Annotated in this window: 25 protein-coding genes; 12 read left to right on the top strand and 13 right to left on the bottom strand. The window is 62.9% G+C overall.

Annotated elements, in window-relative coordinates:
• Positions 1-39 precede the first annotated feature (39 nt).
• Positions 40-723 (top strand): HAD family hydrolase, encoded by a 684-nt coding sequence (locus tag O6760_RS09385; protein WP_269585116.1) that lies wholly within the window; start codon positions 40-42, stop codon positions 721-723.
• 74 nt (positions 724-797) lie between these two features.
• On the opposite strand, the gene O6760_RS09380 is transcribed toward O6760_RS09385, so the two are convergent.
• The 5 genes from O6760_RS09380 to O6760_RS09360 all read right to left on the bottom strand — a co-directional run bounded on the left by O6760_RS09380 (position 798) and on the right by O6760_RS09360 (position 5,893).
• Entirely contained in the window at positions 798-2,018 is a 1,221-nt protein-coding gene (locus O6760_RS09380) for an ammonium transporter (RefSeq protein WP_269585115.1), read from the bottom strand.
• Positions 2,019-2,339: 321 nt separating this feature from the next.
• Positions 2,340-3,674: an ammonium transporter gene (locus O6760_RS09375; RefSeq protein ID WP_269585114.1), complete on the bottom strand. Its 1,335-nt coding sequence runs from the start codon at positions 3,672-3,674 to the stop codon at positions 2,340-2,342.
• 20 nt (positions 3,675-3,694) lie between these two features.
• Positions 3,695-4,033, bottom strand: coding sequence for a P-II family nitrogen regulator (locus O6760_RS09370; RefSeq protein WP_269585113.1), 339 nt, complete (start codon positions 4,031-4,033; stop codon positions 3,695-3,697).
• Between the two features lie 441 nt (positions 4,034-4,474).
• Positions 4,475-5,026, bottom strand: a complete 552-nt coding sequence (locus O6760_RS09365; protein WP_269585112.1) for a DUF924 family protein — start codon at positions 5,024-5,026, stop codon at positions 4,475-4,477.
• A 42-nt stretch (positions 5,027-5,068) separates the two neighbouring features.
• Positions 5,069-5,893 (bottom strand): substrate-binding periplasmic protein, encoded by an 825-nt coding sequence (locus tag O6760_RS09360; protein ID WP_269585111.1) that lies wholly within the window; start codon positions 5,891-5,893, stop codon positions 5,069-5,071.
• A 226-nt stretch (positions 5,894-6,119) separates the two neighbouring features.
• Here O6760_RS09360 and O6760_RS09355 point away from each other — a divergent pair, with 226 nt between their 5' ends.
• On the top strand, positions 6,120-6,389 hold the full coding sequence (locus tag O6760_RS09355; protein ID WP_269585110.1) for a sulfurtransferase TusA family protein: 270 nt from the start codon (positions 6,120-6,122) through the stop codon (positions 6,387-6,389).
• A 95-nt stretch (positions 6,390-6,484) separates the two neighbouring features.
• On the opposite strand, the gene O6760_RS09350 is transcribed toward O6760_RS09355, so the two are convergent.
• A complete protein-coding gene (locus O6760_RS09350; protein WP_269585109.1) occupies positions 6,485-6,784 on the bottom strand; it encodes a 4a-hydroxytetrahydrobiopterin dehydratase in 300 nt (99 codons plus the stop codon).
• Between the two features lie 164 nt (positions 6,785-6,948).
• On the opposite strand from O6760_RS09350, the gene O6760_RS09345 reads away from it, so the two are divergent.
• Together O6760_RS09345 and O6760_RS09340 are read left to right on the top strand one after the other, a co-directional pair.
• The gene (locus O6760_RS09345) at positions 6,949-7,437 is read left to right on the top strand and encodes a low molecular weight protein-tyrosine-phosphatase (RefSeq protein WP_269585108.1); all 489 of its coding nucleotides are present in this window, start codon (positions 6,949-6,951) and stop codon (positions 7,435-7,437) included.
• Positions 7,438-7,496: 59 nt separating this feature from the next.
• Entirely contained in the window at positions 7,497-7,754 is a 258-nt protein-coding gene (locus O6760_RS09340) for a hypothetical protein (protein WP_269585107.1), read from the top strand.
• A gap of 14 nt (positions 7,755-7,768) precedes the next feature.
• On the opposite strand, the gene O6760_RS09335 is transcribed toward O6760_RS09340, so the two are convergent.
• Positions 7,769-8,614 (bottom strand): phosphatase PAP2 family protein, encoded by an 846-nt coding sequence (locus tag O6760_RS09335; RefSeq protein WP_269585106.1) that lies wholly within the window; start codon positions 8,612-8,614, stop codon positions 7,769-7,771.
• A 205-nt stretch (positions 8,615-8,819) separates the two neighbouring features.
• Here O6760_RS09335 and O6760_RS09330 point away from each other — a divergent pair, with 205 nt between their 5' ends.
• On the top strand, positions 8,820-9,365 hold the full coding sequence (locus O6760_RS09330) for a 2-hydroxychromene-2-carboxylate isomerase (RefSeq protein WP_269586244.1): 546 nt from the start codon (positions 8,820-8,822) through the stop codon (positions 9,363-9,365).
• A 91-nt stretch (positions 9,366-9,456) separates the two neighbouring features.
• Here O6760_RS09330 and O6760_RS09325 read toward each other — a convergent pair whose 3' ends face one another.
• On the bottom strand, positions 9,457-10,599 hold the full coding sequence (locus O6760_RS09325; protein WP_269585105.1) for an ATP-binding response regulator: 1,143 nt from the start codon (positions 10,597-10,599) through the stop codon (positions 9,457-9,459).
• Positions 10,600-10,781: 182 nt separating this feature from the next.
• Between O6760_RS09325 and O6760_RS09320 the strand changes: the two genes are divergently transcribed.
• On the top strand, positions 10,782-11,756 hold the full coding sequence (locus tag O6760_RS09320; RefSeq protein ID WP_269585104.1) for an AEC family transporter: 975 nt from the start codon (positions 10,782-10,784) through the stop codon (positions 11,754-11,756).
• On the opposite strand, the gene gluQRS is transcribed toward O6760_RS09320, so the two are convergent.
• Positions 11,753-12,637 (bottom strand): tRNA glutamyl-Q(34) synthetase GluQRS, encoded by an 885-nt coding sequence (gluQRS, locus tag O6760_RS09315; RefSeq protein ID WP_269586243.1) that lies wholly within the window; start codon positions 12,635-12,637, stop codon positions 11,753-11,755. The genes O6760_RS09320 and gluQRS overlap by 4 nt on opposite strands.
• Positions 12,638-12,750: 113 nt before the next feature.
• Between gluQRS and O6760_RS09310 the strand changes: the two genes are divergently transcribed.
• On the top strand, positions 12,751-13,392 hold the full coding sequence (locus O6760_RS09310; protein WP_269585103.1) for a DNA-3-methyladenine glycosylase family protein: 642 nt from the start codon (positions 12,751-12,753) through the stop codon (positions 13,390-13,392).
• An 11-nt stretch (positions 13,393-13,403) separates the two neighbouring features.
• Here the strand turns inward: O6760_RS09310 and O6760_RS09305 are convergent, their stop codons facing one another.
• A complete protein-coding gene (locus O6760_RS09305) occupies positions 13,404-14,177 on the bottom strand; it encodes an alpha/beta hydrolase (RefSeq protein WP_269585102.1) in 774 nt (257 codons plus the stop codon).
• Between the two features lie 81 nt (positions 14,178-14,258).
• Between O6760_RS09305 and O6760_RS09300 the strand changes: the two genes are divergently transcribed.
• Positions 14,259-15,443, top strand: a complete 1,185-nt coding sequence (locus O6760_RS09300; RefSeq protein WP_269585101.1) for a glycosyltransferase family 4 protein — start codon at positions 14,259-14,261, stop codon at positions 15,441-15,443.
• 131 nt (positions 15,444-15,574) lie between these two features.
• Here the strand turns inward: O6760_RS09300 and thpR are convergent, their stop codons facing one another.
• From thpR to O6760_RS09285, 3 genes are all read right to left on the bottom strand, one after another.
• Positions 15,575-16,111, bottom strand: a complete 537-nt coding sequence (thpR, locus tag O6760_RS09295) for an RNA 2',3'-cyclic phosphodiesterase (RefSeq protein ID WP_269585100.1) — start codon at positions 16,109-16,111, stop codon at positions 15,575-15,577.
• A gap of 178 nt (positions 16,112-16,289) precedes the next feature.
• On the bottom strand, positions 16,290-17,342 hold the full coding sequence (locus O6760_RS09290) for an NADP(H)-dependent aldo-keto reductase (protein WP_269585099.1): 1,053 nt from the start codon (positions 17,340-17,342) through the stop codon (positions 16,290-16,292).
• A 76-nt stretch (positions 17,343-17,418) separates the two neighbouring features.
• Positions 17,419-18,048 carry an arylesterase gene (locus tag O6760_RS09285; protein ID WP_269585098.1) on the bottom strand — a complete coding sequence of 210 codons (630 nt, stop codon included), beginning with the start codon at positions 18,046-18,048 and terminating at the stop codon, positions 17,419-17,421.
• Positions 18,049-18,171: 123 nt separating this feature from the next.
• Between O6760_RS09285 and O6760_RS09280 the strand changes: the two genes are divergently transcribed.
• The 4 genes from O6760_RS09280 to O6760_RS09265 all read left to right on the top strand — a co-directional run bounded on the left by O6760_RS09280 (position 18,172) and on the right by O6760_RS09265 (position 23,352).
• Positions 18,172-18,879, top strand: coding sequence for an ABC transporter ATP-binding protein (locus O6760_RS09280; protein ID WP_269585097.1), 708 nt, complete (start codon positions 18,172-18,174; stop codon positions 18,877-18,879).
• A complete protein-coding gene (locus tag O6760_RS09275) occupies positions 18,876-21,458 on the top strand; it encodes an ABC transporter permease (protein WP_269585096.1) in 2,583 nt (860 codons plus the stop codon). The genes O6760_RS09280 and O6760_RS09275 overlap by 4 nt, the downstream gene beginning before the upstream one ends.
• Positions 21,459-21,624: 166 nt before the next feature.
• Positions 21,625-22,398: a hypothetical protein gene (locus O6760_RS09270; protein WP_269585095.1), complete on the top strand. Its 774-nt coding sequence runs from the start codon at positions 21,625-21,627 to the stop codon at positions 22,396-22,398.
• Positions 22,399-22,569: 171 nt separating this feature from the next.
• Positions 22,570-23,352: a Bax inhibitor-1/YccA family protein gene (locus O6760_RS09265; protein ID WP_269586242.1), complete on the top strand. Its 783-nt coding sequence runs from the start codon at positions 22,570-22,572 to the stop codon at positions 23,350-23,352.
• Positions 23,353-23,527 lie beyond the last annotated feature (175 nt).

Here is a 23,527-nt window from a genome sequence, read left to right as displayed (position 1 = left end):
ATGCGGCACGGCTCCAACACACTGGAAAGAAGGAAATCCATGGCATTTGAAGCGATCCTGTTCGATTGCGACGGCGTTCTGGTCGATTCGGAAAAGATCTATGTCGATGTCGAGCGCGAGCACCTGGCCGGGATCGGGCTGCATTATGACCTGGACGACTACATGGACCGGTTCCAGGGGCTTGGCAGCGAGGATTTCTGGGCGGCCCTCGACCGGGATTACCGGCGCCTCGGCAAAGGACCGCTTCCCGCAACATTCGGCCCCGAGTTGGACGCCGCCACCATGGAGCGCATCGACCGGGAACTGACCGAGATCAGCGGCATCAAGCAACTGCTGGAGGCCCATGACGGCGCGCGGGCGGTCGCTTCCTCTTCACGGCTGCACCGGCTGGTTCACAAGCTGAAACATACGGGACTGTTCCCCTATTTCGACCCCCATATCTATTCGGGGGAACAGGTGGCAAACGGCAAACCGGCACCGGACCTGTTCCTGTTTGCGGCCGGAAAGCTGGGTGCCTCACCCGCTTCAACGCTTGTGGTGGAAGACAGCGCCAACGGCGTCAGGGCAGGGCTCGCGGCCGGCATGACGGTATGGGGATTCGTCGGCGGCGGTCACAGCCATGACGGCCATGCGGAACAGCTGCGCGCCGCCGGCGCCCACCTTGTGGTCGACGGCCACGACAATCTCGCTGAACGCCTGTGGCAAGACAACACCGCAGCCTGACGGAAAAGCCAGCCAGACAAAAAAGACAGGCGGACGGCGGCTGCTTGTGCCGCCCGCCTGCCGTTGGGGGGAACTTAGCGCCCCAGGTCCTGTTCCGGATTGGCGCTGATCTTGTGGATCGAGAGATCCGCGCCAAGATGTTCCTCTTCCGGGGAAAGACGCAGGCCCATCGCCACCTTCAGGACGCCATAGACGACGAAACCGGCTGCGAGCGCGTAGCCGGCTCCAAGCACAGTGCCGATGACCTGGGACATCGGCGAAACACCGCCGAGGCCGCCCAGCGCCTCCAGTCCGAAGAACCCGGCGGCAATGCCGCCCCAGGCGCCGCAAATGCCGTGAAGCGGCCAGACGCCGAGCACATCGTCGATCTTCAGACGATTCTGGCAGATCTCGAATCCGGTTACGAAGATCGCCCCGGCGACACCTCCGACCAGTAGACTGCCGATCGGATGCATGATGTCGGACCCGGCACAGACAGCCACCAGCCCGGCGAGGGCACCGTTATGCACGAAGCCCGGATCGTTCCGTCCGACCACAAGTGCCGCCAGAATGCCGCCGACCATGGCCATCAGAGAATTGATCGCAACAAGGCCGGAGACGCTTTCCAGCGAGGCGGCCGTCATCACGTTGAAGCCGAACCAGCCCACGCACAGCATCCACGATCCCAGCGCCAGCCAGGGCAGGGACGAAGGCGGAATACCGATCGGACGACCGTTGCGGTCGTAGCGGCCACGACGCGCACCAAGCAGCAGGACCGCTCCGAGCGCGATCCAGCCGCCGACCGCATGCACGACCACGGACCCCGCGAAATCGTGGAAGCCTGCGCCGAACGTGGTTTCAAGCCAACCCTGGAAGCCGAAATTGCCGTTCCAGACCAGACCTTCAAACAGCGGATAGACGATACCGACCAGAGCCACCGTCGCCAGGCATTGCGGCCAGAACTTCATCCGTTCGGCGATGCCGCCGGAGATGATCGCCGGAATGGCCGCAGCAAAGGTGGTCAGGAAGAAGAACTTGACCAGTGTCAGGCCCTGAAGCTCGAATCCGCTGCCGCCGCCGGACAGCGTCGCCGCATTCACGAGGAAAGTCGTTCCATAGGCCACCGCGTAACCGACAAAGAAATAGGCGACGGTCGACAGGGCGAAATCGACCAGGATCTTCACCAGCGCGTTGACCTGGTTTTTCTGCCGGACTGTACCGACCTCCAGGAAAGCGAAACCGCCATGCATGGCGAACACGAGAATAGCTCCGACAAGGACGAAAAAGACGTCCCCGCCTACCCCAGCTTCATTCATTTCTGACCCCCAGTTGGGCAATCTGCCCTTTGTTTATGCGTTTCGAGTGCCGCAGCATTCAAAATGCATGCCAGATAGGCATATGATGAAGAAAAGGGCTGGATTCCGCCGTATTTCTGAGCGGATCCCAATTATAGGGGAAGGAAGGGCTGGAGCGGATTGATCAATTGATGCTCAAATGATGTTTTTTTATGCAATTCATTGCCCGCCTGCTCACGCGTGCCGGCAAACAAAAAAAGAGCCCGGGGTTGCCCCCGGGCTTTCCAAGTTTGCGGTCTGAGCCAATAGACCGCCTGGGAGATTTTTGTCTCAGCGCATGGATTACATGCGCTGGGAACCGGTTCCGAATTCCGGGTAGGCTTCGACGCCGACCTCGACCTTGTCGAGACCCAGAGCTTCTTCCTCGTCGGAGACCCGGATGCCCATGGCAACTTTCAGGATCATCCAGACAACTGCGGAAGCAACCAGGGTGAACGCGCCGTAGGCAGCGATACCGACGATCTGGGTGCCCCAGGACGCGTCGCTGTTGGACAGCGGCACAATGAAGGTGCCCCAGATACCGGCCAGCAGGTGGACCGGGATGGCGCCGACGACGTCGTCGATTTTCAGCTTGTCGAGAAGCGGAACGGTGAAGACCACGATCGCACCACCCACGGCACCGATGAAGACGGTCTGCCAGACACTCGGAGCCAGCGGCTCGGCGGTGATGGAGACCAGACCTGCCAGGGCACCGTTCAGGGCCATGGTCACGTCGACCTTCTTGTAGAGAACCTGGGTCAGGATGACCGCGACAACGACACCGGCAGCAGCAGCCATGTTGGTGTTGGCAAAGATGCGGGAGACGTCGGAGACATCACCGATCGTACCCATTGCGAGCTGGGAAGCGCCGTTGAAGCCGAACCAGCCGAGCCACAGGATGAAGGTACCCAGCGTGGCGAGCGGCATGGAAGAGCCCGGGAACGGGTGTACGGAGCCGTCTGCGCCGTATTTGCCCTTACGAGCACCGAGGATGATCGCACCGGCAAGCGCGGCCCAGCCACCGACGGAGTGCACCAGTGTCGAACCGGCAAAGTCGGAGAAGCCCATTTCGGAGAGCCAGCCGGCACCCCACTGCCAGGAACCCGCGATCGGATAGATGAAACCGGTCAGCACGACAGTGAAGATCAGGAACGGCCACAGCTTGATACGCTCGGCCAGGGTGCCGGAGACGATCGAGGCTGTCGTGGCGCAGAACACCATCTGGAAGAACCAGTCGGAAGCCGTGGAGTAGCCGGTGTCAAGCGCATTGCCGCCAACGGCATCGAACGAATAGGGGCCGAAGGAGCCGATGAAGCCGCCGTCGACACCGGTGTACATGAGGTTGTAACCGGTAATCCAGAACATGAGACCCGCGATCGAGTAGAGCGTGATGTTCTTCAGGCACTGCATCGACACGTTCTTGGAGCGGACCAGACCTGCTTCCAGCATGGCAAAGCCGGCGGCCATCCACATCACCAGGAAGCCACCGATCAGGAACAGCAGCGTGTTGAAGATATAGGCGACTTCAGGAGATACGGCCGGAGCAGCAGCAGCCTCGGCATCCTGCGCGAGCACCGGCAGAGCGGTGAGGCTCAGCAAGGCCAGCGACGTCGCGCCCTTAGCGACAAGTTTTTTCATGATACGTTTCCTTACCTAAATCAAAGAGCTTCGGCGTCGGCTTCGCCGGTACGAATGCGCACGACCTGGTCGATCGAGTAGACGAAGATCTTGCCGTCTCCGATCTGACCGGTTTTGGCTGCGCCAGAAATCACTTCGACGACCTTGTCGACGGAGGCGGCATCCACAGCGACCTCGATCTTCAGCTTCGGCAGGAAGCTGACGGCATACTCGGTACCGCGATAGATTTCGGTGTGCCCCTTCTGGCGGCCATAGCCCTTCACTTCTGTCACCGTCAGCCCCTGGATGCCGATGCTGGTCAATGCATCGCGCACTTCGTCGAGCTTGAACGGCTTGATGATGGCCATCACTATTTTCATTGCTCGTTCCATTCCCCTTGCTTAGCGCCCCTTCCCGTCGAAGAAGCTCGGCCTACCAGTCCGGACGGCGCGCCTGTTTGCGTTCCCCTCTGGAAGGATCGTCTCAGGTCTCTGGCTCATCCACGTGCCGTGGGTCCGGGCCGGTTTCGGGCCCTACTAATCAAGGACCGTGCCAACTTGGAAATTTAAAGGAACGATTGGCGGAATTCTGCGGTTTCGCACCGCAACAAGGCCCTGAGTCGAGCTCGCTGAAAATTGCCGCTGATGGCTTTTCAGGCAATTTTTTTGCCTATTTTTGCATCATAAGCCAAACTTAAGACTAGAAATTAGGCAAAATTGCACGGCCGCTGAAAACCGCTCAAAAATGCGGCATGCCCCCGCCGCCTGCATGCCGGACCGAGGGTCCACACGGCAGCTATGCGCGACAGGCACGTGCGGCGCTCAGGCGGAAAACCCGCCGCTTTCGAGATAGGCCGCTTCTTCCGCGGTGGTCTGGCGGCCCAGCACGGCATTGCGGTGCGGAAATCGCCCGAACCGGCGGATCACGTCCATATGGATCAGGGCGTAATGATAGAGCTCCCGGTCGCCGAGCACGCGAAAAAGGTCCACCGCGCGTTCCTGGTGCGCCATGTCTTCCGAATGTTCGAACGGAAAATAGAAAAATCCCCTGCCGTCCTTCGGGAAGGCTCTGTCATATCCCTTCGCAAGAGCACCTTCCGCGACTTCGACGGCCTTGGCATCCGCCTTGAACGCGTCCGGACTGCCCCGGTAGACATTGCGCGTGAACTGGTCGAGCAACAGCACAAGGGCAAGCGACCCGTCCGGAGTGTCTCTCCAGCCGTCCAGATCTCCCGCCGCGGCGGCCTCGATGGCACCGAGAAATGTCTGCTTGCACCGCTTGTCGAACTTGTCGTCCTTGGCGAACCATTTCGACGAGCCCGCCTGCCACCAGAAATCAAGCACGTCGAGGGAGGAAATCGTCTGCTCACTCATGAATTGTCATCCGATCCGGAAATTGTAAAGTCTCGACGGCCGTCAGTGGCCTGCCGTCAGGGCACCGCAGGCAAGGGTTTCCCAATTGGCCTGATGCTCACGGATCTGGGCGCTCAGGAACCCCTCGTCCTTCAGCGCGGCCATTTCCGCCCGGAAAGCCTCGACCAGATCGGGATCCGTGCCCTTGCTGAAAACCGCCCAGAGCGGCTTTGCCAGGGCCTCGACGAAAATGACCGGCCGCAGCTGGCTGCCGTCATATCCCTGCTTGCATGCGCTTGCCTCGGCCAGAAATCCGGTCAGGGGCAGCATGTCGACCCGGCCGAGATAGAGCATTTCAATGCCCTGGTGAAAATCCGTGATCGGTACGAGCGTTCCCGAGCCCTCGAAGCCGAGTTTCTTGAGGTATGCGAGTAGATTGCTGCCGTCCTGCACGCCGATCCTGACATCGAGATCACGCAATTCCTCAATGCGTTCCACGTCGATCTTCGGCCGCGACGCCAGCTGATAGAAATACTGGCCATAGGGCGACACCTCGCCCAACCAGTGGAACCTGTCTTCCCGTTCGGGCGTGCGGGACAGTGAAAAGAACAGCACGTTGGGAGACGTCTCTGCCGTCAGCATGGCCCGTTTCCACGGCAGGAAATCAAACCCGGTGACCGTGACGGGAACGATCTCCCTGACCCGCTCCGCGGCCGCCAGCAGATAGGCTGTCACATAACCGTCCGGCTTGCCGTGATTGTCCCATTGCAAGGGTGCAAAACTCTGCGTGACGAGCCTGATCTCTCCCGGCTCGGCTTTCGCCGGGACGGCCAGAAGGGCAACCAGCGAAAGAGCAACCCACGCAACGTTCCAAAATCCCGTTTTCATCCAGCCATCCTGCTCCTGCACCGTGACGTCCGGCAGCCGACATTGTTTCCTGAAAACACCTGCCATGGCTCCGCCGGCCTGCAGCCGCCGACCGGTCCGTGTGCACATCCAGGCGTCGCACCGGCTCAAGCCGGTTTTTGTCGGCGTCCGCAAGATCCTGTGAAAACAACCTAGTTTTCACTTCCTAAACTTGTATGAATGCCTGTCCCGCCGTGATTTCCAGACTATGTTATGCAAAATCTGGCCATTGCACGGAGTCCATTCGGTGTCGACAGCGACCATGCTTGATCTCAAGGGCCTGAAATGCCCTCTTCCCGTCCTCAAGACCCGCAAGGCCCTGACGCGCCTGAACGACGGCGACCGGCTGACCGTGCTCACCACCGACCCCATGGCCGAAATCGATATTCCGCATTTCTGCCGCGAAAACGGCCACGCGCTGCTTGAGGCCGAGCGGACGGACAGCGGTCATCGCTTTGTGCTGGCCAAGGGCGGCTAGCCACAGTCCGTTCACGTGCCGCATCCGGCCAGGTCAGCTAGCGACTGAAATTGCAGGGCGAGCCGGGACGGCGATGCCTTTGGCGGGAGAGTACCCTATCCATAAGATCCTGCGATCCTGTCGATTTCGGCGGCCAGCTTCAGATCCAGCTGGCTCAAGCCGCCGACATCATGTGTCGACAGCGTGACGTCGACATTGCGATAGACATTCGACCATTCCGGATGATGGTTCATCTTTTCCGCAACAAGCGCGATTTGGGTCATGAAGGCAAAGGCCTGTCGAAAATCGTGCAGCTTGAAGGATCTGGATATGGCTTCCCGGCCTTCACACAGATGCCACTCCGGCAAGGCCTTCAACCCCGCGGCACGATCTTCCGGTTTCAATCGTTCTGCCATCTGCTCCTCCTACAGGATCTCGTGCTTGTCCCGTCTGCAGCACCGGATCATTGCGGCGAACCGGGCCGGTCCGGCCGATAAAGAACCGTGCGCCCGCGACGCGGCAATTGCAATCCCGGGACGAAGACGGCACGCTTCGCGCCTGTCCTCGGAAAGGGAAACATGTGAACCACGCCGTCCTGTTTGTCTGTCTTGGCAATATCTGCCGTTCGCCGCTGGCGGAAGGCGTTTTCCGCACGCTCGTCGAGGAGGCCGGCCAGACCGGCCGGTTTACGGTCGAATCGGCGGGCACCGGTGCCTGGCACATTGGAAACCCTCCGGACCCACGTTCGATCGATGTCGCCGCCCGGCACGGATTGGACATCAGTGCGCAACGGGCACGGCAGGTCTGCACGGAGGACTTTCACCGTTTCGATACGATCGTGGCCATGGACCGCGACAACCTTGAGACCCTGAAGTTCCGGACCGCCGGCGGATCCGCACGGATCCGCCTTCTGCTGAATGCCCCTGAACGGGACGTGCCGGACCCTTACTATGGCGGTCCGGACGGCTTTGACCACGTCCTGCGGCTGGTGCGCGCCGGCTGCGTCGACCTGCTCGATTCGCTGACGGGAGCCGGACAACCGCGATCAGGCGCACCGCAAGGTTCATAAATCCGTCTCACAGAGCGCTGTATTGATTGCAGTCCCGGTCAATTCCCTTGGCATGAACCATGAAAATCCTGTGGTGGTCTCTCGCGGCAGTCCTGATCCTTGCCGGCCTTGCAACGGTGTGGATGCCCATTCCGACGGGTGTGCCGTTGCTGGCGCTTGGCATGATCGTGATCGTCGGCACGAGCCGGAGCGCCGCGCGCTCCCTGCGCAGCCGCCGCCGCAAGACCCGGCACCTGAACAGCGCAATCACCTGGGTCGAGGAACGGTCGCCGCTGCAAATTGCCAGGATCCTGAAGCGAACCCGGCCTCGGAAGTGACAAACGCCACCGGCTCAGTGTTGCGAGAACACCCGTGCCGCGCCACGAAGGCGGCGCCCGGCTCCGGCCAGAAGCCGCTGCAAGGCCCGCCCGCGCCTGGTGAACCATTCATCTAGCTGTCGGTCGCTCACCAGCGGCGGTTGCCTGATGTAGAGCAGCCGGTAGACGGTGAGAATGACAAGCAGCGTCAGCCCCCAGGAAATCAGGGTGTCGGACAGGAAATGACCGCCGAATGCGACCCGGTTGACCGACAGGATCAGTCCGAGTGGAATCAGGAAGGCCAGCGCGGCCTTGCGCCAGCTCGCCGGCAGCAGGAACACGATGGCCAGCAGCCACATGGCCGCGGACGCCTCCCCGGAAACAAAGGAACAGTTGCTGTCGCAGTGATCGGTGATCTTCCAGACCGGCTGGAACGGCAGGTCGCCGCCGAATTCCTCGACGGAGCGAGGCCTGGGCCGTCCCCAGTTGTTCTTCAGCACCAGGTTCACCAATACACCCGGTCCCAGGATAAGCGTCGACAGCAGGAACAGTGGTTGTCTGAGCGGCAGGATCGGTGGACGCCCCGGTATGAAAAGCTTCAAGAGCAGGACCGCAACGCAGGAAACGGCGATGACGCGAACGAGAAACGGCCCGAGATGCCGGACCTTGCGCAGGAAGTCGACATCCTGCGCCGCAAACCCCGCGTCCCCGTAGTAGAACAGCCCGCTGGCCCGCAGATCCGTTTCCGGAAAGGCGAGAAAAAACAGCGAGACCAGACAGACCAGTAGGCCGACCGCGGGCATGGGATGGCCGGTTGACCACTTGGCCATGTTGCCAAGACGGCGCTTCAGATTATGATAAACGGGACGGATCGGCTTCATGGCAGCTCTTTAGCGCATCCCGACGGCCTGTCCAATCCCCTCCTGCGGGCAGGCGCCACAGGGTATTCGGAGAATTCGGAAGGTGCCCAACAATCCGCCGTCCGCTAGATCCTCCGGCACGATGAATGAATCAGTGCCTCGGAACGACCGGCCAACACTCGAATTCTGGTACGAATTCGCGTCCACCTACAGCTATCTTTCTGCAATGCGCATCGAAACGCTGGCCCGGGATCGGGAGGTCTCGATCGTCTGGCGTCCATTTCTGCTGGGGCCGATTTTCAAGAAAAACGGTTGGTCCACCTCGCCCTTCAATCTCTACCAGGCCAAGGGCAGCTACATGCTGCGTGACATGGAACGGCTCTGCGAGGGTTATGGTCTGCCCTTCTCCCTGCCCGTTCCGTTCCCGCAACAGAGCCTCCTGGCCGCCCGCGTCGCCCATGCGGGCCGCGACCAGTCCTGGATCGGAGCATTCACCCGCGCCGTCTTCATTGCCGAGTTCGCGCAGGGACTGGACATTTCCGACGAGGCGCTGATGGCCGACTTGCTGCTGGAAGCCGGAGCCCCGGCCAAGAGCACACTGGCCGCTGCGCATTCCAGGGAAACCAAGATCGGCCTGCGCGCGGCGGTAACGGACGCCGAAGAGCGCGGCATTTTCGGCGCGCCGAGTTTTGTCCTTGCAGACGGAGAACTTTACTGGGGCGACGACCGGCTCGAACACGCGATCGAGGCCGCGGCGAGGTTGTCGGGCTGAAATCAGCCGCCACAAGCCGGCGCGATCGAACGCACACCTATTTCTCGGGAATTGCCTGATCGTCAGGTTTTGCCTGACTATTGGGATGTGTCTACTGCCGCTTCAGCCGGTGAACCAGCTGCATGGCAGCATAGAGATCGGCCGGCGACAGCGGTTTGGTAAGCATGTGCTGGAACCCGGCCTCCTCGAGCCGGTGATCGCCGGCGGATTCCAACGCTGCCGTGACCGCAATCAGGGGAAGCTCGCGCTCGCTGCGGAATACCCGCAACTGCTCGGCCGTCTCCACACCACTCATTTCCGGCATGTGCAGATCCAGGAGCGCCGCATCGTAGCGGCCCTTTTCCGCCAGTGCGATTGCCTGTTCACCGGACCGGGCGACATCGGCTGTAATGCCAAAGGACTCCAGCAGAGCCGAGAGCAGCCTGCAATTGGTCTCATTGTCGTCGACCACAAGCACATGCATCGGCGGCAGCGCGGAAACAGGCTGTTCTGCAGGCGTGCTTCCGGAGGAAGCCGGCAAGGCCTCGCCTTCCCTTGCAACGGGGAAATCAACCACGAAACGGCTGCCCCCGCGCTCGGGCCGCTCAAGCGTGAGATGCCCGTTCATGTCCTCGACCAGAAGTTCGGTGCCCCAGAGCCCCAGCCCGCTGCCCGCCCCCGTTTCGCGGCCGTGGCGGCCACGCACGAAAGGACGGAACAACCGGGCGCCTTCCTCCGGGTCTATGCCCGGTCCGCTGTCCGTGACCGAGAGTCTCGCCCGGGCCGCGTCACCGTGTTCCGCGTCCCCCGCCTCATAGCCGGTCAACTCCACATGGACACCGCCGGTCGCGGTGTATTTGACAGCATTGTCCAGGAGCGTGGTCAACACGCGCCGCAGCGCGGCCGACTTGCCTGTCCAAAGGTCCCGTCCGCCTTCGCCGACCTGCAGCTCGAGCGTGAGGCCCTTGGCGTTCGCCGCGATCTGAAACAGGTCGGTGACTTCTCCGACGACGACGTCAACCCGGCTCGGAGCCCCCTCCGGCGCGGTGCCCGGCCCTGCTTCCGCGACAAGGTCGCCGGTCATCTGCGTCAGTGCATCGATGGAGCGGATCAGGATCGACAGCTGTTCGCTCTGGGTTCCGTTGAGCGGCCCCTTGCCGATGAGCTCGGCGGTCAGCCGCATGGCCGCAAGCGGCGTTCTCAGATCGTGGGCCAGCAGCGCAAGCTTGACACCGTCCTCGTCCCGATCCGCCATGCAGCCCCGATTCCTTCACCTGTTCCGGACATCAACAGGGCTTGCCAGGCGGGCGCCAAAAAGCCAAGTATGCCTCATACCGTTGCTTACCCCGATGACCGTCTGCTGTCTATCCGGTCCCGTTCCGGTTGTACCCGGCAGCCTTCCTGTCCCGTTCCTAACCGTTCCGGAATGACGTTTTCATGCTTGCGCAAACCTTCACGATTGTCGCTCCCGTTTTCGTCCTGATCGGCATCGGCTATGCGCTCGCCAAGTTCAAGGTGCTCAAGGAAAGCGCCAGCGAGGCGCTCGGCCAGTTTGTCTATGTGGTCGCCATTCCGATCCTGGTCTTCCGGACCCTGATCGGCGCGGACCTGTCAACGGGGTTGCCCGTTGCGCTCTGGGTAACCTATTTCCTCGGCGTCGGCATTGCTTTTGCGCTCGGCACGCTGGTCATCCGGAAAGGCTTTGCGCGCGATGCCCGTGCCGGCGCCATCGGCGGCATCTCGGCCGCGTTCGCCAACACGATCATGGTCGGACTGCCGCTCATCTCGGCGGTCTACGGCGACGACGGCCTTGTCCCCCTGCTCCTGATCATCTCGATCCATCTGGCCGTCATGACCGTGGGGATGGCCGTGATCATGGAGCGCGCGGCGGCGGTCGACAGCGGCACCGCCACCCCGCCTTTCGCGCAGATGGCCGTCGGCGCGCTGCGCACCGTCTTCATGAACCCGCTTGTGATCACGATCATCATCGCTTTTGCCTGGCGGATGACCGGACTTGAACTTCCGGAGATCGGAGCGGACGTGCTGAACCGGATCGCCGCCACGGCCCTGCCCCTGGCACTGCTCTCGCTCGGAATGAGCCTCGTGCAATACGGCATGCGCGGCAATGTCGTGCCGGGGCTCCTGCTCGGCGTGATCAAGATCTTCGTGTTGCCGGCCGCCGTCTTCGTGATCGGTGACTTTGTCTTCCGGCTGCCGCCGCTCTGGACCGCCGTCGCCACCCTGACGGCAAGCTGCCCGACCGGCGTCAACGCCTACGTCTTCGCCAACCGCTACGGGACAGGGCATGCCATGTCCGCCAACGCGATCACCACCACGACCTTGAGCGCGATCGTGACGACCAGCCTCTGGATATGGTTTCTGGACGCCTGGTTCGGCCTGAGCCTACCCTAGAGCCCGATCCGCCTGCGCAGCTCCGCATGGCTCATGCCGGCCTCGCGCAACGACCGTATGCTGGTGTCCCTGTTCGACTTCGACAGCTTTCGGCCGTCCTCGCCCAGAATCAGCCGGTGGTGCCGGTAAACCGGCGCGTCCAGCTGGAGCAGTTCCTGCAGCACCCGGTGCACGCTGGTGGCATGGTAGAGATCCTTGCCCCTGACCACATCGGTGATGCCCTGGCGGGCGTCGTCCACCACCACGGAGAGGTGATAGCTGGTCGGCGTATCCTTGCGCGCCAGCACCACGTCGCCCCATGCGGCTGGATCCGCCGTGACCGGCACCGCCGGATCGAACAGCGCCTCCCCCTCGGCCCCCGCCTCCAGCCAGGTCAACGGCCGGCCGATCCGTTCCAGCGCCTGTTTCATGTCGAGGCGCAGGGCAAAGGGTGCGTCGCTATCGGCGCGCTCGGCAATGTCCCGGCCGCTGAGCACGGCGGCATCACCGGGATAGAGCGGCGCCCCGTCGGGATCGCGGGGCCAACCGCCGCCGTTCGCCTCGAAGCCGGCGACATGTTTCCGGATCTCCGCCCGCGTCAGGTAGGCCGGGTAGACCAGCCCCATGTCCTGAAGCCGCTCCAGCGCTGCGCGGTACTGGGGAAAGGACTCCGACTGCCGCAGGACCGGTTCATCCCAGGTCAGGCCGAGCCAGGCCAGGTCTTCAAACATCTCCAGCTCAAGCCCGGGTGTGCAGCGGGCCTGGTCAATATCCTCCACCCGCACCAGCAATCGGCCGCTCAAGGCGACCGCGGCGCGGGCATTCAGCAGGGCCGACAGCGCATGGCCAAGATGCAGATGCCCATTTGGCGAGGGCGCGAAGCGAAAAACGGGTTTGGTCATCTGTGGTGCGGTGCCGGGTTGACGCGGGCGGATCATTCAGGTCCTACCTATCATTCCGGCCTCCCCTTGCAAGAGGGCCCGGCACAATCTCTTGGCGACCAGGGATCGCGACCATGAAGCCGATTGCGACCGATGATGACATCCGAACCGGCCTGGCGGCGCTGGTCGCGGCCGACAGCCGCCTGGCACGGATCGCCTCGGTCGCCGGCCCGCTTCCCCTGCGCCGCCGCGCGGCGAATTTCGAGGGTCTGGCCCAGATCGTCACCGGGCAGCAGGTCTCCGTTGCCAGTGCAGCGGCCATCTTTGCACGCCTTCAGGCTCTTGTTTCGCCACTGACCGCGGACGACCTGGAGAGGTTTTCAGACGAGGATCTGGCCGGGGCGGGCCTGTCCCGGCCAAAGATCAGGACCTTGCGCGCCATGTCGGCCGCTTGCCGGGACGGACTGGACCTCGCCCGTCTTGCCGAGGCTCCGGCGGAGGAGGCCCATGCCCGGCTGTGCGCCGTCAAGGGCATCGGCCGCTGGACCGCGGACATATTCCTGTTGTTCTGCGCCGGTCATCCGGACGTCTTTCCCAGCGGCGACCTGGCCCTTCAGGTCGCCGTGCATCAGGCACTCGATCTGCCGGAAAGGCCGCCGCAAAAGGCTCTTGATGCAATCGCAGCCGATTGGTCGCCGCACCGCGCCGTCGCCGCCCGCCTGTTCTGGGCCTGGTACCGGGTCCGGAAACAGGGAGCCGAGACGATGCCGGTCTGACGGCATTGCGCCTACCGGCCGGACATCTCCTCGACCGCCCTGAGCAGCAGCTCGATGTCCTGCGGGCGCGACAGGCGGTGATCGCCGTCGGGCACCAGGGTGAAGGTGACATCGTCCTGTGGCAGGGCCTCGACAAGCCTTTGGGCATGGCTGGCGGGCACGTCCGGATCCTCCGCGCCCTGCAGGATCGTCACCGGACAGCCGGTTTGCAAAGGCTTGCCGAAGAGAAGATGATCGCGTCCGTCCTCGATCAGCTTGCGGGTGATGACATAAGGAACGTCCCCGTAGGCCGAGGGCTGCTCCCAGCGGCCCTTTTCAAGGATCGTCCGCCGAATTTCGTCGGTAAAACGCTGGTTCCACATCAGGTCCTCGGTGAAATCCACCGCCGGCGCGATCAGGACAAGCCCCTTGATCTTGCCGCCGGACTTGCGGCTCAGGGCCAGGAGCAAGGCAATCCAGCCGCCCATGGAGGAGCCGACAAGAACCGTCTCGCCGGAACAGAACGCGTCGAACACGGCTGCGGCCTCTTCCAGCCAGTCGGATACACAGGCCTTTTCAAAATCACCATCGGACAGGCCATGGCCGGAATAATCGAAACGCACGACCTCCTGGCCGCGGCCCGCCCCGGAAACCGCGAGCGCTTCCGCCTTGGTGCCGTTCATGTCGGACTTGAACCCGGACAGCCACATGACCCCGGGCTGTTGGCCCGGCTGTCTCAGCACCGCGATCCGGCGAATGTCGGCATCTTTTCCGACGCTGATGAATTGCGGTTCGCTCGTCCCCATATTATGGCTCTCATGCTGATCCGTTTTCATGCAAGCCTTTGCACAGACGCCCCGTCTTGAAAAGATTTCCGGAGACCCGACTTGTCGCAGCTGCCTCCAGCAACCACGATCCTGCAAGTGATCCCGGACCTGAATTCCGGCGGCGCGGAACGCACGACGCTTGACGTGGCAAAGGCAATCATCGAGGCGGGCGGCACGGCCCTCGTGGTCAGCCAGGGCGGGCAACTGGTCCCGGACCTGACGGCCTGCGGTGCCGAACACATAACGCTCCCCGTCAAGTGCAAGAACCCGCTGACGATCTGGAAGAATTCAGCCCGTCTGGCCGAGCTCATCCGCCTGCGCAACGTCAGCATCGTTCACGCCAGGAGCCGCGCGCCTGCCTGGTCGGCCCTGTGGGCCGCGCGCCGAACCGGGACGCCATTTGTCACCACCTATCACGGCACCTACAATCAATCGAACGCCCTGAAAGCCTGGTACAATTCCGTGATGGCCCGGGGCGATGCGGTGATTGCCAATTCTCATTTCATCGCCGGTCTTGTCGCGGACCGGCACCCCTTTTCAAAAGACCGGATCACCGTGATCCAGCGCGGCTCGGACCTTCGGGGCCTCGATCCGGCCAATGTCAGTGCGCTGCGCCGGCAGGCTCTGAAGGACCAGTGGGGCATCCCCTCGGGCCATCCCATCATCGTCAACATGGCGCGCCTGACCGCGTGGAAGGGTCAGAAGGTGCTGATCGAGGCGATGGCCCATCTGATGGAAGCGGAGATCGGCAAACCTCTGGCCATTCTCGCCGGAGACCCCCAGGGGCGCGACGGTTACATGGCCGAACTGAAGAGACTGATTGCCGACAATGGCCTGCAGGATCGCGTGCGGCTGGTCGGGCATTGCGCCGATGTCCCGGCGGCAATGGCTCTGGCCGATCTGGCGGTGGTCGCCTCGACGGAACCCGAAGCTTTCGGCCGCGCGGCCGTCGAAGCGCAGGCAGCCTCCGTGCCTGTCATCGTCTCTGATCTGGGCGCCGTTCCGGAAACCGTGCTGGCACCGCCGCAGGCCAGCGAGGAAGAACGCACCGGCTGGCGGGTTCCGCCGGGAGATCCGGCGGCGCTGGCAACAGCCATCCGGCAAGCCCTGCAGCAGGATCCGGATCTTCGGAAAGAAATGACGGACCGGGCGCTCGCCCATGTCCGCCAGAATTTTTCCGTCGAGACCATGTGCTCGAAAACACTGGACGTCTACGCGGGCTTGCTCGGGCGGTCTTCCGGCTGAAGCGCAGGACGGCACCGCGGCGTCCTGCGTGGCGGGCGCTGCGCCGGACATCCCGGTCACGGTCGAAGAAAGCTCCTCCGCTGCCGCGGCCATCGTGGACGACCGCTGCCGGATCTGTGCTGCGGTCGCGCTCAGGCCGCCAGGGGATAGGCCTCCTCGACCAGGTACGGCCCTCCTCCCACGCTGGCCTTCGCGGAGAACAGCACGAACCGGCCCGCCACGAAAGGCGGCGCCTGGAAATTGCCGCGCTCGCTCAGCCACTTGGCAACATCCTCGTTGGTCGAGGTCTTGCAGCGCGCGATCGTGACATGGGGAATGTATTTGCGCCGCTCCGCCGGCAGGTGCAGGCGCTGCAGGATGCGCTCCTGTTCCGCCTGCAGGTCCGCCAGCTGGGTGCTCGGCTCGACCCGGGCCCAGACCGCGTGCGGCTTGCCGTTGCCGAACGACCCGAGACCCGTCAGCCGGATCTCGATCGGGTCGCGCCGGATCCTGTCGAGCGCTTCCACGACCTCGTCGGCGGTGCGGTCATCGATGTCGCCGATGAAACGCAGGGTCAGGTGATAGTTTTCCGGATCGATCCAGCGGGCGCCCCGAAGGCCTCCCCGGAGCATTGAAAGCATGAGGCCCGTCTCCGACGGAATCTCAAGGCCTGTGAATAGGCGCGGCATGGGTTTTCCCTCCGCTGTCGCTGATAATTCCATGAGGAATCAACTTCCCGAAAATCGCAAGACAAAATTCTAAGCTCTTGTCCCGCCTTTCGAAATCCAGGCCGCTTACAGGCAGATGCCGGGCCTGTTCGTCACAGACCCGGCATCCCGCGCATGATTTGATTCTGTTGAAACCAGGCTAGGGCGCCGGGTTGCCGAACTCCTGGTGCAGGGCGTCGATCTTCTCCAGCACATCGCTGCTCAGGGTCAGTTCGGCGGCACCGATATCCGTTTCCAGCTGGTCCATGCGGGTGGCGCCGAGAATGACCGACGTCACGAAGGACCGCGACATGGCGAAGGCGAGTGCCATCTGCGACGGGTCGAGACCTGCGTCCTTCGCCAGGTCCAGATAGGCGTTGACCGCCTCGATCGCACGCGGATGCTCGTAGCGCTGCAGCCGGTCGAACAGGGTCTTGCGGGCTCCGGCCGGCAGGGCGCCGTCCCGATACTTGCCGGTGAGATACCCCTGGGCCAGGGCCGAATAGGCCAGCAGCCCGACGTCCTCGCGCCGCGCCACTTCGGCAAGGCCGGTTTCGAAGGTGCGGTTGACCAGCGAATAGGCGTTCTGGATCGAAGCCACGCGGGGCACATCGTAGAGCTCGGACGCCGTGACGTAGCGCATCGTGCCCCAGGTGCTTTCATTCGAGACGCCGATATGGCGCACCTTGCCGGACTTCACCAGGTCGCCCAGAACCTCCAGGGTCGACTGGATGCTGTTTTCCTCTTCAGCCGGGTCAACGTCCAGCCAGCGGGTCGGGTTGGACCCGAAGCCGGAGACATTCCGGTCGGGCCAGTGGATCTGGTAAAGGTCGATATAATCGGTCTGGAGGTTTTTCAGGCTCCGGTCGACCGCAAACTCGATCTGCGCGCGGGTCAGCCGGCCTTTGTCGCCGTTGTCGCGGAACCAGTCCATGTCGGTCCGGCCGACCACCTTGGTCGCCATGATGACCTGGTCGCGGTTGCCGGACGTCTTGAACCAGGAGCCGATGATGCGCTCCGTCCGGCCTTGCGTCTCCCTTTTCGGCGGGATCGGGTAGAGTTCGGCTGCGTCAAAGAAATTGATGCCCTTTTCAAGGGCGTAATCCATCTGCGCATGACCTTCGGCTTCCGAATTCTGTTCGCCGAAAGTCATCGTTCCGAGGCAAAGAGCACTCACCTCTATTTCCGTGCGGCCAAGACGGCGCTTTTCCATAAGGCAATCCTTCACGTTTTGAAATGGGGCACCCCGGACGCCGGTCGGCGTCCACCCCTGAACAGGTCAAACGTCGTCAAGACGATTGGGCTTTGGCCAAAAGCGCTTCGACTTTCGGCAAAATGTTTTCAACGATAACCTCGACACCCCTGGAGTTGGGATGCATTCCGTCGGCGAGGTTGAGGCTCGGGTCTAGCGCGACGCCCTCAAGGAAAAACGGATAGAGCAGGGCGTCATGGGCGCTGGCGATATCCGCATAGATCGGATCGAACATCTCGGCATATTCGGGACCGAGATTGCGCGGCGCCAGCATCCCGGCGAGCAGCACCGCGATGCCGCGCTCGCGCAGCCGCCGGGTGATCTCCTCGATATTCCTGCGGGTCACCTCCGGCGAAATGCCGCGCAACGCGTCATTGGCCCCCAGCTCGACGATCACCGCATCGGCATCAGGCCCCACCGACCAGTCCAGACGCGACAGTCCGCCGGTGGAGGTATCGCCCGAGACACCCGCGTTGACGACCTCGACCGCCTGCCCCTTTTCGGCCAGCGCCGCCTGCAGCTTTTCCGGAAAGCCGTCGCCCGCGGGAAGCTGGTAGCCGGCGGTCAGGCTGTCGCCCAGCACAACGAGCTTGAGCGTCTCGGAACGGGCCGGGAAGGTCGTCAAACCGATGAACAACAGGGCGAGGCAGGCAAGAAACCGGTTCACGCGAACTCTCTTTCAGGACTGGAAGACGCATCACATCAGGCCCATATGGTCGCAGAGCGCTCCAATGTCGAGGGCATGCATCTGTCAGGAAGACGATCATGCGCCCGTTGTAAAGGTCATATGATGACAAATTCGCCTGCCATCACCCTCAAAGATGTCCACCTGACCCTCGGCGAAGGCGCCGGCCGGGTGCATATCCTGAAGGGGATCGACCTGGAAATCGAAAAGGGCACCTCTGTGGGCCTGGTCGGCCCGTCCGGCTCCGGCAAGTCGACGCTCCTGATGGTCATGGCCGGTCTCGAACGCGCGGATGAAGGTCTCGTGAGCGTGGCCGGCTCGGAGCTCGGCCCGCTGTCCGAGGACCAGCTTGCCAGGTTCCGGGGCCGGAACGTCGGCATCATCTTCCAGTCCTTTCACCTCGTCCCCAACATGACCGCCCTGGAAAACGTCGCCGTACCGCTGGAGCTTGCGGGCGACCCCGCCGCCTTCGACAAGGCCAGGTCAGAGCTGGACGCCGTTGGCCTCGGCCATCGCATGTCCCATTATCCGGCCCAGCTCTCGGGCGGCGAACAGCAGCGTGTCGCCGTGGCCCGGGCCCTCGTGGTGGAACCGGAAATCCTGATCGCGGACGAGCCGACCGGCAATCTCGACGACGACACCGGCGCGCAGATCGTCGACCTGATGTTTGCCGCCCAGAAGGCGCGCAACACCACACTGGTCCTGGTCACCCACGATCCGGGCCTCGCGGCAAGATGCGCGCGCATGATCCGGGTCCGCTCCGGAGAAATCGAGGAAACCCGGGTTGAAAGCCGCGCGGACGTTTCGGCATGAGCGGTTTCGTGGCAGGAACAGGAGGCGCCGGACAGCAGACCTTCCGCCTCGCGACACGCTTCGCGTTCAGGGAGCTGCGCGGCGGGCTCAAGGGATTTTACATCTTCATCGCCTGCATCGCGCTTGGCGTTGCCGCCATTGCCGGCGTCACCTCCGTTTCGCGCGCGCTGACCGAAGGCATTTCCAGGGAAGGTCAGGCCATCCTGGGAGGCGACCTGTCGTTCCGCCTCATTCATCGTGAGGCCGACCCCGCCAAGCTTGCCTATCTGGAGGATCTCGGCAGCGTCTCCCGCGTCGCCACCATGCGCGCCATGGCCCGCCTTCCCGAGGCCGGTGAACAGGCCCTGGTGGAGCTGAAGGCCGTCGATGGCGCCTATCCTCTCTACGGGACCATCGGCCTGACGGGCGGCGAACCGCTTGAAGATGCCCTGGCACAGACCGACGGGATCTGGGGCGCCGTCGCGGACCCCGCCCTGCTGGCACGCCTGGACCTCAACGTCGGCGACACGGTCTCGCTCGGCCGCGGCACCGTGCGCATCACGGACACGATTGCGGCGGAGCCCGACAAGCTCGCGGGCGGCATGGAATTCGGTCCACGCCTGATGGTCTCCGACGCCGCCCTGCCGGAAACAGGCCTCGTCCAGCCCGGCAGCCTGGTGCGCTGGCACTACCGGGTCCGTCTCGACCCCGCACCGCGCCTCGAAGCGCTGGAGCGGATCGTCGAGGAGGCCCGGACGGCCCAGCCGGACGCCGGCTGGCGCATCCGCTCCAGGGCCAATGCCTCTCCCGGCCTGCAGCGCAGCATCGACCGCTTTGCCCAGTTCCTGACCCTTGTCGGCCTGACCGCGCTTGTTGTCGGCGGTGTCGGCGTGGCCAATGCCATTCGGGCTTACCTGGAAACCAAGCGCGAAGTCATTGCCAGCTTCAAGTGCATGGGCGCGACCGGCGATTTCGTTTTCAAGGTCTACCTGGTACAGATGCTGATCCTGGCCCTGATCGGCATTGCCATCGGTCTTGTCGCCGGCGCATTGATCCCGTTCGCGGCAGGCGCGGCCCTTGAAAGCGTGCTGCCGGTCAAGCTGGCCGCCGGCATCTATCCGAACGAACTGGCCCTGGGGCTGCTATACGGCCTGTTGACGGCGCTGGCCTTCGCCCTCTGGCCGCTTGGCCGGGCCCATGACGTGCCGCCGACCGCCCTCTTCCGCGACATCGTCACGGGCGGCACCAAGCTGCCGCGCAAGCGCTACCTGTTCGCCACGGCCGTCACGGTCGGCCTTCTCGCCGCGATCGCGGTCACGCTGGCCCATGACACCCGCATGGCCGGCATCTACATCGCCGCGTCGGCCGGCGCCTTCGTGCTCCTGGTGCTCGTCGCCCGCCTGATCATGGCCGTTGCCCGGCGTTTGCCGACGGTACGCTCGACGGAACTCCGGCTGGCCATCGCCAACATTCACCGGCCGGGCGCGCTCACCCCGTCCGTGGTGCTGTCGCTCGGGCTCGGGCTTTCCCTGCTTGTCGCGCTTGCGCTGATCGACGGCAACCTGCGCCGGGAACTGACCGCAACCATCGCCGACAAGGCGCCGAGCTTCTTCTTTGTCGATATCCAGAGCCACGAGCGCGACGCCTTCGAGGCGTTGCTGACGGCGGAGGCACCGGACGGCAACTTGCAGAGCGTGCCCATGCTGCGCGGCCGGATCGTCAGCCTGAACGACATCCCGTCCGAGGAATTCGAACCGGCACGCGAAGGCTCCGACTGGGTGCTGCGGGGCGACCGCGGCATCACCTATGACGCAAGCCTGCCGAAAAATTCCAAGCTGGTGGAAGGCGACTGGTGGCCGCAGGACTATTCCGGTGTGCCGCTTGTCTCCTTCGACGCGGAAGCCGCGACCGATCTCGGCCTGAAGATCGGCGACAGGATCACCGTCAACGTCCTCGGCCGCGAAATCACCGCGGAAATCGCCAATCTGCGTGACGTGGAATGGCAGTCGCTCGCCATCAATTTCGTCATGGTGTTCTCCCCCAACACCTTCGCCGGCGCCCCCCATGCCCATCTCATGACCCTCGGCTGGGCGGAGGACGTGCCGGCGGAGACGGAGCTTGCCCTTCTCAAGACCGTGTCGAATACCTATCCGACCGTAACCGCGGTCCGGGTCAAGGATGCGATCACACAGGTGAACGACCTGGTGGCACAGCTCGCATGGGCCATACGCGGGGCCAGCTCGATCACGCTGATCGCCAGTGTCCTTGTGCTGGCCGGAGCGCTCGCCGCGGGGCATCGCAGCCGGATCTATGACGCCGTCATCCTGAAAACCCTCGGGGCAACCCGCACCCGTCTGATCCTGGCCTACGGGCTGGAATATGCCATTCTGGGTCTGGCGACCGCTCTGTTCGCCCTGGTCGCCGGCGGGATCGCGGCCTGGTACGTGATCACGCAGATCATGGACGGGTCGTTTGTGCTGATGCCGGTCACGGCGGCAGGCGCCGCGCTGGTGGCCCTGGTCCTGACGGTCGGCTTCGGTCTCATCGGCACCTGGCGCATCCTTGGCGAAAAACCTGCGCCGGTATTACGAAATCTCTAACACGAACTATTCCCGGCGGGTCATGTCATTTCGACGGGACCTGTCGGGAAATTTTCATATTGCCCAAGCAGTTTCCGTCAAACTTCGGCCCCGCGCAACTTGCATACTGACCTAATCTTGGCTATCCGGTTCGGGTCCGGACAAGTATGTTAGAGGGTCGTCGTCCATGTTTGAATTCACCCAAGTTTCTTATCTGAAGAGCTTTGCCAAAGCTGCGGCTGTTGCGGCGGTCGCCATCCTGTCGTTTGCGCCCGCCGCAACGGCGGAAAGTCCGTTTCACACCGGTGTCTGGCAGTTGAACACGCCGGAAGGCACCCGCGGCCTTGTCGTCAGCGACTGGCTGGTCTTCGAGGATGGCCTGCCGAAACGGTGGCTCTACCGCCGCGCCGGCACCAACGACGCCAACCAGTTCGACTTTTTCACCCGTACGATCAACGACAGCGGCTACACGCCGGTCGGCATCCGGGTCTATCGCACCGGCGACAACTCGATGAAATACACGCTCGCGCCCAAGGGCGAGGATCCGATCGAGGTCACCGCCGAGCGCCTGTCCATTCCGAATTTCGAAAATTCCTGCCTGTCGGTCGAGAAAAAGGGCAAGCGCTTCTACGGCAACTGGAACGGCACCTCCGGCTCCAAGCTGAAAAAACTCAACGTTCAGAAGTCGCGCCTGACCATTGACGGGGAAGCCCGCAAGGTTGCGATTGAGGAAGTCCGCGTCGGCCGCATGGGCATCACCGAGGACGGCAAGCCGATCGCCTTCCTGACCGATGCGGGCGGCGATTACGCGGTCCTGCAGTGGTTCAAGCCGGGCGTGACCGTCGAGCAGATGCGCGACAAGGACACGGAAATCCTGGATTTCGCGTCCGAGGAAATCGTGCGCAATCCCGGCGGCACCTGCGATCGCCAGATCGAATCCCGCCTCAAGGCCATGAAATAAGCGTGATCTCTTAAGCTTATTGGCATAAAATACGGTCTCGGGCGCAAAGATTACGAAATTTTCAGATTTCACGTCTTGAGCTTGATACCGTATTTTCCCATATGTTGAGGGAATTGTGTTGTGAGCGATGTCGCCTGCAACATGTGGTTCAAAAAGGGGATTACCACGACCATGTCGACCTTTGACCGTCAATCTCAAGGCGTCTATCAGGCCGCCGGCACACGCGCCGAGGCCGGCATTGATCAGGGCCTGCGCGCCTACATGCTGGGCGTCTACAACTACATGACCATCGGCCTCGCGCTGACCGGGTTCTTCGCGCTGGCAACTTCGATGCTGGCAACCACCTCCGACCCGAGCGCGGCCGTCGCGAGCCTCGGCAACGGCCAGATGCTGACACAGCTTGGCGTCACGCTTTATGGCAGCCCGCTGAAATGGGTCGTCATGCTGGCTCCGCTCGGCATGGTGATGTGGCTGTCCTTCCGGATCCAGTCCATGAGCGCCAGCTCCGCTCGGACCATGTTCCTGATCTATTCGGCCATCATGGGCATCTCCCTGTCCTCGATCTTCCTCGTCTATACTGGCGGATCGATCGCACGCGTGTTCTTCATCACGGCCGCGTCCTTCGGTGCCCTCAGCCTCTTCGGCTACACCACCAAGAAGGACCTGTCCGGCTGGGGCTCGTTCCTGTTCATGGGTCTGATCGGCATCATCATTGCCTCGATCGTGAACATTTTCATGGCCTCTTCCGCCCTTCAGTTCGCGATCTCCGTGATCGGTGTCCTGGTGTTCGCCGGCCTGACCGCCTACGACACCCAGCAGATCAAGGAAATGTACTACGAAGGTGACAGCGGCGAAGTCGCCACCAAGAAGTCCGTGATGGGCGCCCTGCGTCTCTACCTCGACTTCATCAACATGTTCCTGATGCTGCTGCAGCTGTTCGGCAACCGCGAATAAGCGCCGGCAGACAGAACAAGCGGAAAAGCCCGGCTCAGCCGGGCTTTTTTGTGTGCCGCCGCGACCGCATATCCAACCGCCGTCATTCCGGTCAGGCGCAGCGCGATCCGGGACGACAAGACAGAGGATTGCTCAGGGAAAAATACCGGTGCCTGCGGTGCTTTGGCCGACCAAG

It is taken from the genome of Roseibium sp. Sym1 (assembly GCF_027359675.1).
Taxonomy (GTDB): domain Bacteria; phylum Pseudomonadota; class Alphaproteobacteria; order Rhizobiales; family Stappiaceae; genus Roseibium.
The sequence above is the reverse complement of the archived record's forward strand: the minus strand, read 5'-3'. Positions and strand labels throughout refer to the sequence as shown.

Bases quoted from the DNA above. Each gene is read 5' to 3' on its own strand.
- O6760_RS09385 (WP_269585116.1), top strand. From the start codon at position 40: ATGGCATTTGAAGCGATCCTGTTCGATTGCGACGGCGTTCTGGTCGAT.
- O6760_RS09380 (WP_269585115.1), bottom strand. From the start codon at position 2,018: ATGAATGAAGCTGGGGTAGGCGGGGACGTCTTTTTCGTCCTTGTCGGA.
- O6760_RS09375 (WP_269585114.1), bottom strand. From the start codon at position 3,674: ATGAAAAAACTTGTCGCTAAGGGCGCGACGTCGCTGGCCTTGCTGAGC.
- O6760_RS09370 (WP_269585113.1), bottom strand. From the start codon at position 4,033: ATGAAAATAGTGATGGCCATCATCAAGCCGTTCAAGCTCGACGAAGTG.
- O6760_RS09365 (WP_269585112.1), bottom strand. From the start codon at position 5,026: ATGAGTGAGCAGACGATTTCCTCCCTCGACGTGCTTGATTTCTGGTGG.
- O6760_RS09360 (WP_269585111.1), bottom strand. From the start codon at position 5,893: ATGAAAACGGGATTTTGGAACGTTGCGTGGGTTGCTCTTTCGCTGGTT.
- O6760_RS09355 (WP_269585110.1), top strand. From the start codon at position 6,120: ATGTTATGCAAAATCTGGCCATTGCACGGAGTCCATTCGGTGTCGACA.
- O6760_RS09350 (WP_269585109.1), bottom strand. From the start codon at position 6,784: ATGGCAGAACGATTGAAACCGGAAGATCGTGCCGCGGGGTTGAAGGCC.
- O6760_RS09340 (WP_269585107.1), top strand. From the start codon at position 7,497: ATGAAAATCCTGTGGTGGTCTCTCGCGGCAGTCCTGATCCTTGCCGGC.
- O6760_RS09335 (WP_269585106.1), bottom strand. From the start codon at position 8,614: ATGAAGCCGATCCGTCCCGTTTATCATAATCTGAAGCGCCGTCTTGGC.
- O6760_RS09330 (WP_269586244.1), top strand. From the start codon at position 8,820: ATGCGCATCGAAACGCTGGCCCGGGATCGGGAGGTCTCGATCGTCTGG.
- O6760_RS09325 (WP_269585105.1), bottom strand. From the start codon at position 10,599: ATGGCGGATCGGGACGAGGACGGTGTCAAGCTTGCGCTGCTGGCCCAC.
- O6760_RS09320 (WP_269585104.1), top strand. From the start codon at position 10,782: ATGCTTGCGCAAACCTTCACGATTGTCGCTCCCGTTTTCGTCCTGATC.
- gluQRS (WP_269586243.1), bottom strand. From the start codon at position 12,637: ATGACCAAACCCGTTTTTCGCTTCGCGCCCTCGCCAAATGGGCATCTG.
- O6760_RS09310 (WP_269585103.1), top strand. From the start codon at position 12,751: ATGAAGCCGATTGCGACCGATGATGACATCCGAACCGGCCTGGCGGCG.
- O6760_RS09305 (WP_269585102.1), bottom strand. From the start codon at position 14,177: ATGGGGACGAGCGAACCGCAATTCATCAGCGTCGGAAAAGATGCCGAC.
- thpR (WP_269585100.1), bottom strand. From the start codon at position 16,111: ATGCCGCGCCTATTCACAGGCCTTGAGATTCCGTCGGAGACGGGCCTC.
- O6760_RS09290 (WP_269585099.1), bottom strand. From the start codon at position 17,342: ATGGAAAAGCGCCGTCTTGGCCGCACGGAAATAGAGGTGAGTGCTCTT.
- O6760_RS09280 (WP_269585097.1), top strand. From the start codon at position 18,172: ATGACAAATTCGCCTGCCATCACCCTCAAAGATGTCCACCTGACCCTC.
- O6760_RS09275 (WP_269585096.1), top strand. From the start codon at position 18,876: ATGAGCGGTTTCGTGGCAGGAACAGGAGGCGCCGGACAGCAGACCTTC.
- O6760_RS09270 (WP_269585095.1), top strand. From the start codon at position 21,625: ATGTTTGAATTCACCCAAGTTTCTTATCTGAAGAGCTTTGCCAAAGCT.
- O6760_RS09265 (WP_269586242.1), top strand. From the start codon at position 22,570: ATGTCGACCTTTGACCGTCAATCTCAAGGCGTCTATCAGGCCGCCGGC.